Origin of the sequence: Streptomyces varsoviensis (assembly GCF_000718635.1) — a bacterium.
GTDB lineage: Bacteria > Actinomycetota > Actinomycetes > Streptomycetales > Streptomycetaceae > Streptomyces > Streptomyces varsoviensis.
In genome coordinates, this window is sequence record NZ_JOBF01000020.1 from 37540 (window position 1) to 51610 (window position 14071).

The following is a 14071-nucleotide window of genomic DNA, read 5'->3' on the forward strand; positions in this document are numbered from 1 at the left end:
AATGACGAATGAGCCGTCGTGGCATTCGCACGCTGGGGGTCAGAACGTGAGGCGTCTCCTGAAGAGCCGGAAGGTGGCGGCGAGTCCGATCGCCGCCCACAGCGCCAGAACGGCCAGGTGCACGGCGATGGCCCCCGAGGTCGGACCGCCTGTGCCACCGTCCCGGCACAACTCCACCGTGTGCCACAAAGGGGTCGCCATCGCCAGGCCGCGGGCGGCCGTCGGAAGCTGTGAGATCGGGAAATACGTCCCGGCCACCAAGGTCATCGGGAGAATGATCATCCTGTTGAGCGCGGTGAAGGCCGAACCGTCGCGGACCATCGCGGAGAACGCCATCACGGGCGCGGCGAAGGCCAGTGCGCCCACCGTGGAGAAAACCAGAGCGAGCAGGGCCGGCAGCGGCTCCATGGCATCGCAGGCCACCATGACCAAGGCGACGAGGGCGCCCGAAGCGGCGATTTGGGCGGCGGTCCAGAGCAATTGGCCGATCACCATCTGGCGGGGCGTCACGGGTGTGACGGCCACACCCTCATAGGTGCGCTGCCATTTGAAGCCGGCCATCACAGGTTCGGTGGATTCGGCCACGGCGTACTGGAAAGCGGCGGTGGCGAGCACGGCGGGGGCGACGAACCGCAGATACGAGCTGTCGCCCACCGCCCCGTGCGGAACCACGGCGCCGAGTCCGAAGCCGATGGCGGCGAGGGTGACGAGGGGAATGACGAGGCCCCCGACGAGCGCTCCGCGCCAGTTGCGGATTCCGTGGACCGCCTGCCATTCCAGGATCATCAGGCATCCTCGAAGCCCCGCGACGCCGACCGCGGGCCGGGGGTTCGCGACGCGCTCGTGTTCAGTCGTCAAGGCTGCGGCCCGTCAGGTGGAGGAATACGTCTTCGAGGGTGCTGCGGCGCACCAGGCTGGATTCCGGCGGCAGTCCGCTCCGGTAGATCTCGGAAAGGGCCTGTTCGGAATGGTGGACGAAGAGCAGGAGCCGCTCGGGCAGCACCTCGACGCGTTCGCAGAGACCTGCGAGCTTTTCGGCCGCGATGGCCTGGCGGTCGGGTGGGTAGCGCAGTTCCACGACTTCGGGCGGCGCGTGCCTGCCGATGAGTTCGGGCGGCGTTCCCTGTTCGATGATCCGCCCTTGGTCGATGATGATTACTCGGTCGCACAATCGCTCGACCTCGTCCATGTAGTGCGTGGTGAGGACGAGGGTGACGCCCGCCCGCTTGAGTCCGAGGAGGCGGTCCCAGAGCAAATGCCGGGCCTGGGGGTCGAGTCCCGTGGTGGGTTCGTCGAGGAGGACCAGTTCGGGGTCGTTGACGAGGGCCCGTGCGATGGTCAGCCGGCGGCGCATTCCTCCCGACAGGGTTTCCACCTCCGCACCGGCCCGGTCCGTCAGCGCGGCGAATTCCAGCAACTCCGCGATTTTTCGGCGGACTTCCCGGCGGCGGATGCCGAAGCAGCGGGCGTATACCCGCAGGTTCTCGCTCACGCTCAGTTCGGTGTCGAGGTTGTCCTGCTGCGGGACGACGCCGATTCGCGCGCGGATCGCGGGGCCGTGCCGGTCGGGGTCCATGCCGAAGACCGACAGGCGGCCTTCGGTGCGGGGTGAGACGCAGGCGACCATGCGCAGGGTGGAGGATTTGCCCGCGCCGTTCGGTCCCAGGAATCCGAGGAATTCGCCGCGCCGGACCTGTATGTCGATGCCGCGTACGGCCGTCCGGTCGCCGTACCGCTTGGTCAGCCCGTCCGCGACGACAACGGTGTCTGCGGCGTCGGCGCTGTCCATACCCGCCCGGCCCCCTTCCCCTGCCCTCACTGGCCTCTCCTCGTCGTCACTGGATTTCCGCTGCCCCGCCTGGACCTGACGTGCCATCAGTACGTGAGAACCTCGGCGACGCGCTCATAGTCCACACGATCTCGTACGAGGAGACGGGACCGCCGCGCGAACTCCGGGGGCAATTCGCTGTCGGTCAAGGTGAGCAGGCGCCGGACCACGGCTTCGGTGCGGTAGTTCCGCTCGAAGAAATCGCGCAGGGCGGGCGCTGCCGCCTGTGCGTCCTTGACGGCCTGGACGAAGGTCTCCGAGACGAAGTCGCGCAGGCTCTCGGTGATCGCGAGGCCCGGGGCCAGCACATTGGTTCCGCATTGGGCCCGGCGCACGACGACCGGTACTCCCGCGCCCGCGGCCTCCGCGACCATCCGTCCCCACGAATCGCTGACGGAATTGGCCAGCAGCACGTCAACAGCCTGGTAGAAGCCGCTCATCCAAGCCCATTCGTGATACTCGCCGATCCGTACATGGACGCGGGGATGCGTGGCCGCGGCGGCGGACCACTCGGCGACGGCCGTCGCGGACTCGCGCGGGACCAGGGTGCACAGCAGATGGGTACTCGGGTCCGTACAGGTCTCCACGAATGCCTCGACCACCTCGCCGACGCGCTTTCCGGGATGCAGTTCGTTGCCGCCGGCGCCGTAGACGAAGTCGCCCGCCGGGATTCCGTACATGTCCCGGATCGCCTGCCGGCCGATCCGCCCCAGGGGCGTCTTCTGGGCGATCGGGATCACGTGCAAGGGGCGTTGTCGCAGGGCCGGGTAGAGGCGGAGAAGTTCGGCGCGGTTCCATTCCAGGAAGGTGTACGGCACGATGTGGTGCGGGAGCGACAGTACCTCCTCGGCGTATTCCCGCGGGTCGATTCTCCGGGAGGCCGGTACCACGGGGCAGCCTTCCGCGTATCCGGAGAATTCCAGCTTCCAGAGCACCCGCGCCCCGGGAGGCAGGCGTTGCAGCAATTCCAGCGGCCGGCGGTGGAAGTTCGCGATGCGCAGCCATACGGGATCGGCGGCGACGGCGTCGGCCGCGATATCCGCCACGGACCGGCGGTCCCACTGCGCGTGGTCGAGCGGGAGGATCAGCGAGTCGCCGCGGCGCACCGTGATACGGGCGTTCATGAGGCCGCTCCCGGCGCCTGGGTGTCGTGCAGGAAGACCGAATCCAGATACCGCTCGCCGCGGTCCGGCAGCAGCAGCACATGCGTGGAGCCCGCCGGGGTGGATTCCCCGTGCGCCAGCGCGGCGGTGACGACGGCCCCCGAAGAGGCGCCTGCCATCAGCCCTTCCGAGGTGAGCAGTCGGGTGCAGCCGGCCCGGCAGTCCTCTTCGCTGACATGGATGACGTGGGCCTTGTCCAGAAAGGCGGCGAAGGCGGGCGGGTACGGGGCGCCCATGCCCGGCAGGGTGCGGCTCCCCCGCGCTTTCGCGCCGAAGATACCGCTGCCCAGAATGTCGACCGCCACTATCCGCGTCGGCCAGCCGCGCTGCTCCGCGTACCGCCGGCAGCCCGCGAGCGTTCCGCAGGTGCTGACCGCGCCGTACACATAGTCGGGAGGGCGGCGCAGCGCCTGGTGGATCTCGGGCATGGTGGTGGAGACGTGCGCCGAGATGACCGCCTGATTCGCGTACTGGTTGGTCCAGAAACTGTTCGGGCGCTCGGCGAGCAATTCGCGGACCCTGGCCAGCCGGGCCGGCAGGAATTCTCCCGAGACCGGGTCCGGTGCGTTGATCACCTCGATCGACACACCGTAGGCGCGCAGCAGGTCGCGATGGGTGGCGGTGGTACGGGCGTCGATGACGCAGATCATCCGCAGACCCGTGGTGGCACATAATTGGGCCAGGCCGATGGCGGTGTTGCCGGAGCTGGATTCGACTATCACGGTGTTGCGTGTCACGCGCCCGGAGGCGATGGCGTCCACGAGAATCCGCCGGGCGATGCGGTCCTTGATGCTGCCACCCGGATTCGCCCCTTCCCACTTCCCGTACAGGCGGCGCGAGCCGGCGCCGGCCGTGGCGGCGAGATTCTCCGATCCGACCAGTGGGGTCTCTCCGATGGCCTGAAAGACGGCGGACCGTTCCAGGGTGTCGAGGAGGGTGTCGTCGGTTTCGACGGTGGTCAATGGTCTGCGCCCCCGGCCCACTCGTCATCGCAGTCGGGGCCTTCCCACGCGGGGTGCGGGGCGACGGTGCCGGGCGACGCGCCGTGCAGGGCGAGCGCCATGAATTCCGCGCGCAGCTTTCCCGAGGAACGGACCAGTCCGCGGAGCGCGGAGGTCCGGGTCCTCGCCCCTCGGGAGCGCACTCCGCGCAAGGTCATGCAGGTGTGTTCGGCTTCGAGGACGACGCCGATTCCACGGGGCTGGAGATGGCCCTCCAGCCAGTCCGCGATCTGTACGACGAGGCGTTCCTGGACCTGTGGCCGGCTCGCGCAGTACTCCACCGCGCGGGCGAGTTTGGAGAGCCCGATGATATGTGATCCGGGGATATAGCCGACGCTCGCGGTCCCGATGAACGGCAGGAAATGGTGCTCGCAGATGGACCGGAACGGTATGGCGTAGGCGACCACCAGCTCGTCGTATCCATCGTGGTTGTCGAAAACGGTCGGCTGAAAGGGCTGGGGGGTGAAGAACTCCTCGTATGCCTGCACCATCCTTCGAGGGGTGTTCCGCATCACCTCCTCGTCGTCGCCGGCGCCGAGGGCCACCAGCATCTCGCGCGCCGCCTTCTCGGCCGCCTGCACATCCCGCACGCGATGGGCCGGCAGGGGGTGTTCGCCGTCGATCACCGCGGGGTGACCGGGCAGTGTCCGCTCCATACGTCTTGGTCCTCTCGCTGATCAGGCCGGCTTGCGCAGTACGCAGGCGGACGTGCACGTCTCGTGGACGGTGATCGCGGAGAGCAGCGGCAGGCTGGGCTGCAGACGATCCCATACCCAATAGGCGAGCACCTCGCTGGTGGGGTTCTCCAGGCCCGGGACTTCATTGAGGAAGTTGTGGTCCAACTGCTCGATCAGCGGCTTCATCGCCGCTTTGATGTCACCGAAATCGGCCACCCAGCCGGCCGACGAGTCGATGTCGCCGTCGATGTGAACGGTGAGGCGGTAGGAGTGACCGTGCAGCCGACCGCATTTGTGCCCCTCGGGCACGTACGGCAGTTGATGCGCCGACTCGAAGCGAAATTCCTTGCTCAGTTCCATGGGCCCCTCAGACCTCTACGGATCAGCTCTACGGATCAGCTCTACGCATCAGACCTCTGCCGATCGTCCGATGCCCTTACGGTCGGGCGTCCGTCAGACTCCTCGTCGATCACCCCAGATGAGGACGTGGAGCCTCGGGGTGATGTTCCAGCCGTATTCCAGAATGGTCGGGCTCAGCTCGCGCAGACCGTGCAGGATCGCCTCGGGAGTCGTTCCCTCGGGCATGATGTAGACCGGTTTCAGGGAGTGCTCCTCGACCAGGCCGCGTACTTCCGCCAGGTCGTCCGCGGAGCTGACGACGAACTTGAACGCGGCCTTTCCGGTGGCGTTCAGGGCGGCAAGGGCGCGCGGTTTGAGGCGCTTGGCGTCGCGGACGCCGGCGTTGGCGAGTTTCGGCGACACGTTGAATCGTGCGACGCGGGCGCGGATCTCCTCGCCCGGAATGATGGTCCCGTTGGTCTCGATCTCGACGTCGACGCCGCGGGGCAGTCGCGCGAGGAGGACGCCGAGGGCCTGCTGCTGCATCAGCGGCTCGCCGCCCGTGATGACGAGGAGCGGGGCGCCGACGCGGACGACTTCCCGGACGGCGTAATCCACCGTCACGACGGAGAGTTCGGCGGCGGCGTCGTGCCGGGTCCAGTCCCAGGTGTAGGGCGTATCGCACCATTCGCAGGTGAGATTGCAGTGGCCGAGGCGCAGGAATACGGCGAGCCGCCCCAGCGACGGTCCTTCGCCCTGCCAGGTCGGGCCGAAGATCTCGGAGACCACGAGGCTCGTCTCCGGCGCCCGTGCCGCGTTCGCGATGCTCGTCATCCCAGCGGGTCCTGGACGCCGAGTTCCTTGAAGGCGCGCGAGCGGTCGAGGCAGTTGTTGCATTCGCCGCACGGCACGTCCGAGTCGTTCTGGCACGACCAGGTCTCGCCGAGCGGCACCCCGAGGTCGATTCCGCGGCGCAGGCTCTCCGCTTTGCTGCACTCCCCCAAGGGCGCCCAGGCCGTGATATCGGACCTGGTGCCCACGGCGATGAGATCGTTGAGCGCCCGGAAGTAGTCGGGGCTGTTGTCGGGGGTGATCCAGGGGCCGCCGATCGACCCCGTCACCACCCTTTCGGCGCCCAGTGTCTCGGCCCAGGCGATCGCCAGGCTGTTGAGGACGGTGTTGCGGAACGGTACGTATTCCAGGTGGCGCGTCTCATCGGTGACCCTGCTGTCGGTGTCCGTCAAGGCGGACCCTTTGATCTCGCCGAGGAACGGCACCGCGGCTGTGCGCAGCGATTCCACTCCCAGCCAGGCGGCGTTACGGGCGGCGAATTCGGCCTCCCGGCTCGCGGTGCGCTGTCCGTAGTCGACGTACAGTCCGCTCACCAGATATCCGGCGTCGCGGGCGATCGCGGCGGCGACGACGCTGTCCGGCCCGCCGCTCAACAGGCAGACGGCTCGACGTTGGCTCATGGTGTACTCCTTTCGATCGGTCGGGGAGGGGGAGTTGGTAGTCACCGGTCGATCGGTCGGGGAGGGGGAGTTGGTAGTCACCGGCCCGTACGTCAGCTCGGGTGCCGGTCCTCGATGTCGGCGAGACGCGTACGAGCGAAGCGGCGGCAGCGTTCGGCGAGCGTGCCGGATTTCGCGCCCGAATTCCTGAAGTCGCCGAAGGCGTCGGCGAGCAGTGCGGCCAGGTCGGGAATGCCGGCGGATTCGAGACCTCGCTGCGTGGCCCCGACCGTGCCCAGACGGATACCGGTGGCCGCCGTGGGGCCTCGGTCGCCCGGGAGCAGGTTCGAGTTGGTGAACACGCCGATTCTTTCGAGGTACTGCGCGAGCCGCACGGAACGCGGTTGGTCCTTGAGAACGAGCATGTGGGTGTCCGTGCCGCCGAACGCGCAGTGGACGCCGTACTCGCCGAGCGCCGTTCGCAGGAGAACCGCGTTGGCGACGCTGCGATGGATGAGCTGTCGGAATTCGTCGCCCTGGGCCACATGGGCGGCGGTCGCCAGCGCGCAGATCTCGGCCATGCGCGGCGCGCCTTGAAGGCCGGGGAAAAGGGCCCGGTCGATGCGGCGTGCGAGCGCCGGGTCGCGTACGGCGATGGCGGCGCTCTTCGGCCCGCCCAGAGTCTTGTATCCGACCATGGTCACCACGTCGGTCCACGGCAGCGGATTGTCGTACGCGCCCGTGGCGACCAGGCCGGCGAAGTGCGCGATATCCGCTACCACCACGGGCCGCGGCGACAATCCCCCGACCGCCTCGGCTACCTGCTCCCAAGAGATCTTCCGGGGAAAGGAGCTGGCACCGATGATCACGACTCGGGGCTTGTGCGCGGCGGCGGTCTTATACAGGGATTCGAGATCGAGGCTCTGGTCATCGACTCCGTGGTCGATCGAGACGACGTTGTAATCCTGACCGGACTGGTGGAATGGCGCGCCGTGGCTGAGATGCCCGCCGGAGGACAGACCAAGGGAGAGGACGGTCTCGCCGGGCGACAGCGCACCCCTGAGGACCGCGAGATTGGCGAAGGAGCCGGAGACCGGCTGGACGTTGACATGGAGTTTCCCGGCTTCGAGCCCGGTGCCGGCGCACAGCAGGCGCGCGAGCCGGCGGGCGGCGAGGAATTCGATGTACTCGGCCACCGGCCCGGAGGGGTTGTATTTGCTGCCACCGTCGTCGCGGTAGCGGCGCTCGAAGTCCGCGTAATCGTCGGTATCGGGAAGGTTGTCGCGCAGATATCCTTCGCCGTCCAGGTTCAGCAGATCCGAGGCGAGGCATTCACGAATGGCCCGCGTGGTGAGCATGGAGGGCGCCAGTAGGTGGATTCCGGTGTTCTGTCGCGTGCGCTCCGTCGCCAAGAGGCCGGCTACCTCTGGATCGATACGGGCGAGGGCGCTCTGGTCTCTTTCGGAATCTGCTTCAGGCGTGGTTCCGGTTTGGGTTCCGGTCTTGATTCCGGTCTTGATTCCGGTCTTGGTGCCGGTCTTCGTGCCGGTCTTCGTGCCGGTCTTTCTTGTTGCGGATTTTTTTGGCGGTTCAGGTCCTGCTGGGCACATGACGCACTCCTCATCGCAGGGTGACCGGCGTTACCGGCCCGAACGCGCCGGCAGCGGATTATCTCGCTCCGCCCACTGGGCACAGTGCAGGACTGTACACAGAGCACGCGTTCGTAAATAGATGCAGGACATAGCTCCGAGAGAAATCCGGCCACCTTGACCGAGCCGCGAGGGTGCGCGCCGGTTCCGTTTTCAGTGGCATAAACCTGGTGGCCCGGAAAGGTCGGTCGGGCGAGAGCGCGCGATCATCGATCGCGATGTGAACGTGCTGCCGCCGCACTCCGAACGCGCGGCTGACGCGCCTCGGCCGGCGCGCAAATGGGAGTTACCGCATGTGGCCACGGTGTGCTCGGGCAGCCGGGGGAAGAGGTAGGGTTTCCGTACCGAGGAGTCACCATCACGGTTCTCCGTACCGAGAAAAACGTTCTCTCCGCGCGCGATGGGGCGTTGATTTGTGACCCTTGTTTGAGGAACACGTTGGCCGGCTCCGTTGTCCGAGTCTTGGCGCGGCGGCTGGGATAGCGCCATGTCGCGGTGCCGAAACGGGCATTGCCAGGGGCATGGGGCTAGATGGCCGAGATCAATGTGCCGGGATGTATTCCTGTGGCCGCCGCCTGGCTCTGAGCGGATGATCAATGCGACGATCACCGTGGGATGTCTTCGACCCCATCTTCTTCTTCCGACCTATCCTGCCGACTTCTTCTTCCGACCTCTTCCTCCTGGAGCGGACATCGATGAGAAGCGTTCGAGATGCGATCGATTCGGCCCCAGACGGGGGCAGTGTGCTGCTCGTCGGCAGCGGCAACGGCGAACTTCTCTTGCGATTGGCCGAGCGGGTGGGGGCAGAAGGCCGCGTGATGGGCGTTGACGTCGATCCCGTGAAGGTCGAAAGCGCGCGGGAGCTCGTGGCCCGCTCGAGGCTGGGCCATGTGCACAGCGCCGCTGCCGACGGCTGGTACGGGTGGCGCGAGAACGCGCCTCACGACCTCGTGCTCAGTACCGTCGCCGTGCCCTCGCTGCCGCCGTCCTGGGTGACGCAGAGCCGCCCCGGTGCGTTGATCTGTGCTCCTGTCCAGTGGGGCGGAGAGGCCGGGCCCGCTTTCTTCGCCACGTTCAGGGTGGAGAGCCGGCACGAGGTCTCTCTCGTGGCGGCCGTACCCGAGCGGTACAACGGGCTGTGCAGGAATTGGGCGCGTATGGCGGCCCGTACGGCGAATGACCTCGACGGTGCTGAGGCGGCCTGTAGCGATCCGGATTCGGCGGATCACCCGGCCGATATCGAACTGCGCGAAGCGCTCATGGCTCTGGGGCGGCGGCGGAACCGAGGGGGCAGGCAGCCGTAGCCGAGAAGATCGGCATAGTCGAGGGCCTTGCGCGAGAAAGTGGGCTTGACCTTGACACAGTGATAAGGACTTCACTGTGGCCGAGGAGGTGGTCCCGATGACCATGCCGAAAGAGGACATGAACACCGTGCGAGTTCTCCGAGGACTGGAGAACAGCGAATCGTCGGTACGGCTGAAGGCCGCGCTCGCCATGGGTACGACGCCCGACCAGCGGTTCGTGGGAACGCTGATCGAGCGGTGCGCGATCGAGCCCGAGTTCTACGTGCGCGAGGCGCTGACGTGGGCGCTGACCCGCCACTCGGCCGACGTGGTGGTCCCGGAGCTGATCGCCGAGCTGCGCTCCGAGCGGACGGGGACACGGATGCAGACGCAGCCTGAGAGGGAGGCGCGGGCGCAGGCCAAGGCTCGGACGCAGGCGCGCAGCCAGGCGCTGCACACGTTGTCCAAGATCGGGGATCGACGGGCGTGGCCGGCGATCACGCGGGAGCTGTTGACCGACGCCGACGACGAGGTGGCGCGGAGCGCCTGGCGGGCGGCGATCGTCCTGGTGCCCGAGGGGGAAGAGGGCGAATTGGCGGAGGTATTGGCGGCGCAGTTCGGGCGGGGCGAGCGGGAGACGCAGTTGAGCCTGAGCCGGGCGCTGATCGCGCTCGGTAAAGTGATCGAGCCGATCCTGCGCGCCGCGATGACACACCCCGACCCTGTTGTGCGTCAGCACGCGATCGCCACGGATCGGCTGTCGCGCGACCCGGACGCCGGATTCGAGTTCGCGATCGAGGAGGCGAAGCGCATCGTGGCCCTGGGCCCGGAAAATCGAGGAAACCAGGAAAACCAGGAAAGCTAGGAAGGCAGTAAGAAGTGCTGATCGGTGATGTGGCACGGCGGTCGGGGGTCAGTGCCCGCATGCTCCGGCACTACGAATCGCTCGGCCTGGTGCGGCCTACGGGCCGCACCGAGGCCGGCTATCGCGAATACTCCGGGGACGACATCCGGCGAATCTTTCATATCGAGAGCCTGCGGTCCTTGGGGCTTTCGCTGCGTGACGTCGGCCGTGCGCTGGACGATCCCGGCTTCAAGCCCGCGGAACTCGTCGACGACCTCATTCGCCAGACCCGGGACCGTATCGCGCGCGAAACGGAACTCCTCACGCGGCTCGGCCGGATCGGGGCCGCGGAACCCTCCGACTGGGAGGGCGCCCTCCACATCGTGGCCCTCCTCCAAGGGCTGGGATCGGAAAGCGCCGGAAGGCGGCAGCGCGCGGCCTTGTCCTCGTCCTCGCTCGAGGGGGCTCCGGTACCGGTGGAGGCGCTGGTCGAGGCGGCATTGGCGGAGAGGGACCCGAATGTCGCCGGCGCTCTTCGGTGGGCTTTGACCCAAGCGGGCGAAGACGGATTGGCGCTGCTGGCCCAGGGCCTCGACGCACCGGCGGTCGAGGTGCGGAAGCGTGCCGTCCAGTGCATTGCCGAGTTTCCGGACGGCGAGGCGACCGCACTGCTCCGGAAGGCTCTTGCCGACTCCGGCGGCGGGGTCCGGCGGGGCGCGGCCCTGGCGCTCGGGGCGCGGGGAGCGACGGAGGCGATTCCGACGCTCGTCGAGATGGTCGTCGAGGGAATCCACGACGCCGACGCTGCCGATGTGCTGGGCATGCTGGCGCTTGATTCGGCGGTGGCGGATCGGATCACGGAAGGGCTCGTGGACGGGTTCGCGCGCGGCGGCGTCGAATCGGCTGGTGCGGAATCTGTGGCTACCGAATCGGCGACTTTTGGATCGGCGACTTCTGGGTCAGCGACTACTGGATCGGCGGTCACAGGATCGGCGACTACAGGGTCGACTGCTGGCGATTCAGCCGACGCTGAGCCGAGTGCCGCTGAGTCCGGCACCGCCGCCGGGTCGGGCGCCGCCGAGTCGGCCGCCACTGAGCAGACCGCCGCTGAGCAGACCGCCGCTGAGCAGACCGCCGCTGACTCGGCTGCCGCTCGGCGACGGCTGGCGCAGGCGCTCGCGGATATTCCGGGTGCCGCGGCGGCAAATGCCTTGGCGGAGCTGGCACACGACGATGACCGTGTCGTCGCGCTCACGGCGACGTACATCCTGAGGCGGCGTTCCGCGTAGGCGAGTTCCTGGTCCCTGTGAGTGCGACCGGACCGGGTGCGGGCCACCGGACGGAATGCGGCGGAGCGCGGGGGAAGCCCTCGTAGGCCCGCCGCCCGACCGACAGATGCCGATGCCATGAGCAGTACCCTCGCGCGAACCGGATTTCCCGTCACCGGGCTTGGCCCGTATATCAGTTGCCGCTCCCGGTGACGTACTACAGGATGCGGGGATGCGATTCTCGGTGAACATTCCGAATTTTGGCGACTTCGCCGATCCCCGGGCCGTGGCGAAGGTGGCCACCGCCGCGGAACGGGCAGGGTGGGACGGGCTGTTCGTCTGGGATCACGTGCTGCATCGCTATCACGGGGGCAGGCCCTTCGGTGATCCCTGGATGCTGTTGACCGCTGCCGCGCTGGCGACCTCCCGCGTCAGGCTGGGCACGCTGGTCACTCCGGTCCCCCGGCGGCGGCCGCAGCAGCTCGCGCGCCAGGTGGCGACCTTGGACGCGGTGAGCGGGGGCCGGGTCACCTTCGCCGCGGGGCTGGGCGGGCCGGTCGAGGACGAGTACGAGAGCTTCGGCGACACGACGGATCTGAAGGTGCTGGCCGGGCGGTTGGACGAGGGCCTGGACCTGCTGGGCCGCTTCTGGTCGGGCGAGCCGGTGAACCACGACGGGCAGCACTATCAGGTGCGCGACGTGACCTTGCTCCCCGCCACCGTGCAACGCCCCCGGCCGCCGGTCTGGGTCGCCGGCTTCTGGCCGAGCCGCCCGCCGATGCGCCGGGCCGCCCGTTGGGACGGCGCGGTGCCGCTGTTCGAGGACGCCAAGCACGGTCACGTACCGCCTGTCGATCAGGTACGTGACCTGGTCGCTTACCTGCGCGAGCAGCGCGCGGACCGGTCGGACGCGCCCTTCGAGATCGTCCTCGGCGGCGCCACGCCGGGCGGCGACCCCACCAAGACCCGTGACCTGATCGCCCCCTTGGCCGAGGCGGGCGCGACCTGGTGGGATGAACGACAGCTCCAGACCGGCCCAGACCTCGACCGCCTGGAACCGGTGCTGCGCCGCATCGAGCAAGGCCCTCCGGCGTTGTAGCGCGGTACCCCCGCCTGGGCGACTGCTGCGGCGCGGAGGAACGTAGGGGTGGACGTCGTAGGTACGTGGCGGGGGCCGCACCCGCTTACCGGACCGGACCGGATGAGGGGAACGGTATGGACGACCACGCCCTCCTGGCGGAGCAGATGGCGTACTACCGGGCCGGAGCGGCCGAATACGACCGGCCCTATGCGGAACGCGAAGACCTGCGAGCCTTGCCGGCCACCCTCGATGATCTCCCGATCGCCGGGGACGTACTGGAACTGGCCTGCGGAACGGGCCGCTGGACCCCGCTGCTCGCCGCGCGCGCCCGTTCGGTGACGGCTGTCGACGCCGCCCCCGAGGTGTTGTCCCTGGCCCGCGCGCGTACGCCGCACACCCACGTCCAGTTCGTCCAGGCCGACCTCTTCACGTGGCGGCCGTCCCGGCGCTACGACACCGTGTTCTTCGCCTTCTGGCTGTCCCACGTCCCACCGGCGCGGCTGCCCGACTTCTGGCAGACCGTCGCCGGCGCGATCGCGCCGGGCGGCAGAGCCGTCTTCATCGACGACGGTCCCGCCGAGGCCGCGGTGGAGGAGGTCCTGACGGACCACCCCGTCCCAGCGGCGATGCGTCGGCTCGACGACGGCCGCCAGTACCGCGTCGTGAAGGTGTTCCACGTCCCTCACACCCTTACGGCCGACCTCACGGCGCTCGGCTGGTCGGCGCGTATCCGGGCCGTCGCCAGCACCTACGTCGGCGTCGCGGAGCCGCCTGCTCCTGGGGGTTGAGACGCCGCGAGCGCTGATCAGCCGACGGTGACGTCTGCGGTTGTGTACTCGCCTCCGTCGTCGACTTCGACGGTCAGGCTTGGCCATGGGGCGACCAGGTCCGCCAGTTCTCCTGCGGTGCGGGCCGTTCGTAGGCGGTTGTCGGGGCGGAAGCGTACGGTCGTGCCGGTCGTGCCGTCGTCGGCGAGGGGTTCGAGGTCGGCTACGGGGAGGCCGTGTTCGTAGCGCTGGCTCCAGGCTCCGTCGCGGCGGCGGTTGGTGTGGACGAGCCATTCGCTCAGCGCCGCGACGACGGACATGCCACGGCGCGGGTGGCCATCGGGAAGGGTTTGGGCCTCCGGGAAGTCGAAGAACCGGAGGTCTTTGGAGGCCATGACCGGCTTCTTCACGGGGCGGCCGTCGCCGTCGAAGCGGGTGTCGGTGCCCCGGCCGTCGTCCGCGACGGAGATCGAGCCGTCCGGGTGGAGGGTGACGCGGCAGTGGCCGCCGTGGCCGCACTCCGCCTCGTCTGCCGCGTAGGCGAGGACTTCGAGGATCAGGTGCCGGGTGCCGCCGGGGGCGAACGTGGCGGGGTTCCGGCGGATGTCCGCGAGGTGGTCGCGGTCCACGGTGGCGGCCCAATCGTGTGTCGTATTGCGCCAGTTGTCATTGCCCCTTGTCGTGTCCACCCGAGAAGTATCCCAACGTGGTGCGTGGAGT

The 14071-nt window shown here is 68.4% G+C and carries 15 protein-coding genes; 5 read left to right on the top strand and 10 right to left on the bottom strand.

What is annotated here, in order from left to right:
• Nucleotides 1-39: 39 nt before the first annotated feature.
• The 9 genes from IF55_RS25715 to IF55_RS25755 all read right to left on the bottom strand — a co-directional run bounded on the left by IF55_RS25715 (nucleotide 40) and on the right by IF55_RS25755 (nucleotide 8069).
• Nucleotides 40-858: an ABC transporter permease gene (locus tag IF55_RS25715; protein ID WP_157854420.1), complete on the bottom strand. Its 819-nt coding sequence runs from the start codon at nucleotides 856-858 to the stop codon at nucleotides 40-42.
• On the bottom strand, nucleotides 848-1789 hold the full coding sequence (locus tag IF55_RS25720; protein WP_030885236.1) for an ABC transporter ATP-binding protein: 942 nt from the start codon (nucleotides 1787-1789) through the stop codon (nucleotides 848-850). The genes IF55_RS25715 and IF55_RS25720 overlap by 11 nt, the downstream gene beginning before the upstream one ends.
• 86 nt (nucleotides 1790-1875) lie before the next feature.
• Nucleotides 1876-2952, bottom strand: coding sequence for a glycosyltransferase family protein (locus IF55_RS25725; protein WP_030885239.1), 1077 nt, complete (start codon nucleotides 2950-2952; stop codon nucleotides 1876-1878).
• Nucleotides 2949-3953, bottom strand: a complete 1005-nt coding sequence (locus tag IF55_RS25730; protein ID WP_048832437.1) for a pyridoxal-phosphate dependent enzyme — start codon at nucleotides 3951-3953, stop codon at nucleotides 2949-2951. The genes IF55_RS25725 and IF55_RS25730 overlap by 4 nt, the downstream gene beginning before the upstream one ends.
• Nucleotides 3950-4648, bottom strand: coding sequence for a GTP cyclohydrolase I (gene folE / locus IF55_RS25735; RefSeq protein WP_063764036.1), 699 nt, complete (start codon nucleotides 4646-4648; stop codon nucleotides 3950-3952). Before folE ends, IF55_RS25730 begins: the two co-directional genes overlap by 4 nt.
• A gap of 21 nt (nucleotides 4649-4669) precedes the next feature.
• Nucleotides 4670-5029 carry a 6-carboxytetrahydropterin synthase QueD gene (gene queD / locus IF55_RS25740; RefSeq protein WP_030885248.1) on the bottom strand — a complete coding sequence of 120 codons (360 nt, stop codon included), beginning with the start codon at nucleotides 5027-5029 and terminating at the stop codon, nucleotides 4670-4672.
• A 93-nt stretch (nucleotides 5030-5122) separates the two neighbouring features.
• A complete protein-coding gene (locus tag IF55_RS25745) occupies nucleotides 5123-5842 on the bottom strand; it encodes a 7-carboxy-7-deazaguanine synthase QueE (protein ID WP_030885251.1) in 720 nt (239 codons plus the stop codon).
• Nucleotides 5839-6480, bottom strand: coding sequence for a 7-cyano-7-deazaguanine synthase (locus IF55_RS25750; protein WP_030885254.1), 642 nt, complete (start codon nucleotides 6478-6480; stop codon nucleotides 5839-5841). Before IF55_RS25750 ends, IF55_RS25745 begins: the two co-directional genes overlap by 4 nt.
• Nucleotides 6481-6572: 92 nt before the next feature.
• Entirely contained in the window at nucleotides 6573-8069 is a 1497-nt protein-coding gene (locus IF55_RS25755) for a hypothetical protein (protein ID WP_078645197.1), read from the bottom strand.
• Nucleotides 8070-8704: 635 nt separating this feature from the next.
• Between IF55_RS25755 and IF55_RS25760 the strand changes: the two genes are divergently transcribed.
• From IF55_RS25760 to IF55_RS25780, 5 genes are all read left to right on the top strand, one after another.
• Nucleotides 8705-9412: a methyltransferase domain-containing protein gene (locus IF55_RS25760; protein ID WP_030885259.1), complete on the top strand. Its 708-nt coding sequence runs from the start codon at nucleotides 8705-8707 to the stop codon at nucleotides 9410-9412.
• Between the two features lie 97 nt (nucleotides 9413-9509).
• A complete protein-coding gene (locus tag IF55_RS40775) occupies nucleotides 9510-10256 on the top strand; it encodes a HEAT repeat domain-containing protein (RefSeq protein WP_037965774.1) in 747 nt (248 codons plus the stop codon).
• A 14-nt stretch (nucleotides 10257-10270) separates the two neighbouring features.
• The gene (locus IF55_RS25770; RefSeq protein ID WP_078645198.1) at nucleotides 10271-11524 is read left to right on the top strand and encodes a HEAT repeat domain-containing protein; all 1254 of its coding nucleotides are present in this window, start codon (nucleotides 10271-10273) and stop codon (nucleotides 11522-11524) included.
• A 211-nt stretch (nucleotides 11525-11735) separates the two neighbouring features.
• Nucleotides 11736-12602: an LLM class flavin-dependent oxidoreductase gene (locus IF55_RS25775; RefSeq protein WP_030885268.1), complete on the top strand. Its 867-nt coding sequence runs from the start codon at nucleotides 11736-11738 to the stop codon at nucleotides 12600-12602.
• Between the two features lie 116 nt (nucleotides 12603-12718).
• Nucleotides 12719-13372: a class I SAM-dependent methyltransferase gene (locus tag IF55_RS25780; protein WP_030885272.1), complete on the top strand. Its 654-nt coding sequence runs from the start codon at nucleotides 12719-12721 to the stop codon at nucleotides 13370-13372.
• Nucleotides 13373-13389: 17 nt separating this feature from the next.
• On the opposite strand, the gene IF55_RS25785 is transcribed toward IF55_RS25780, so the two are convergent.
• Nucleotides 13390-14040, bottom strand: a complete 651-nt coding sequence (locus tag IF55_RS25785) for an ATP-binding protein (RefSeq protein ID WP_048832439.1) — start codon at nucleotides 14038-14040, stop codon at nucleotides 13390-13392.
• Nucleotides 14041-14071 lie beyond the last annotated feature (31 nt).

Bases quoted from the DNA above. Each gene is read 5' to 3' on its own strand.
- IF55_RS25720 (WP_030885236.1), bottom strand. From the start codon at position 1,789: ATGGACAGCGCCGACGCCGCAGACACCGTTGTCGTCGCGGACGGGCTG.
- IF55_RS25725 (WP_030885239.1), bottom strand. From the start codon at position 2,952: ATGAACGCCCGTATCACGGTGCGCCGCGGCGACTCGCTGATCCTCCCG.
- folE (WP_063764036.1), bottom strand. From the start codon at position 4,648: ATGGAGCGGACACTGCCCGGTCACCCCGCGGTGATCGACGGCGAACAC.
- queD (WP_030885248.1), bottom strand. From the start codon at position 5,029: ATGGAACTGAGCAAGGAATTTCGCTTCGAGTCGGCGCATCAACTGCCG.
- IF55_RS25745 (WP_030885251.1), bottom strand. From the start codon at position 5,842: ATGACGAGCATCGCGAACGCGGCACGGGCGCCGGAGACGAGCCTCGTG.
- IF55_RS25750 (WP_030885254.1), bottom strand. From the start codon at position 6,480: ATGAGCCAACGTCGAGCCGTCTGCCTGTTGAGCGGCGGGCCGGACAGC.
- IF55_RS25755 (WP_078645197.1), bottom strand. From the start codon at position 8,069: ATGTGCCCAGCAGGACCTGAACCGCCAAAAAAATCCGCAACAAGAAAG.
- IF55_RS25760 (WP_030885259.1), top strand. From the start codon at position 8,705: ATGCGACGATCACCGTGGGATGTCTTCGACCCCATCTTCTTCTTCCGA.
- IF55_RS40775 (WP_037965774.1), top strand. From the start codon at position 9,510: ATGACCATGCCGAAAGAGGACATGAACACCGTGCGAGTTCTCCGAGGA.
- IF55_RS25775 (WP_030885268.1), top strand. From the start codon at position 11,736: ATGCGATTCTCGGTGAACATTCCGAATTTTGGCGACTTCGCCGATCCC.
- IF55_RS25780 (WP_030885272.1), top strand. From the start codon at position 12,719: ATGGACGACCACGCCCTCCTGGCGGAGCAGATGGCGTACTACCGGGCC.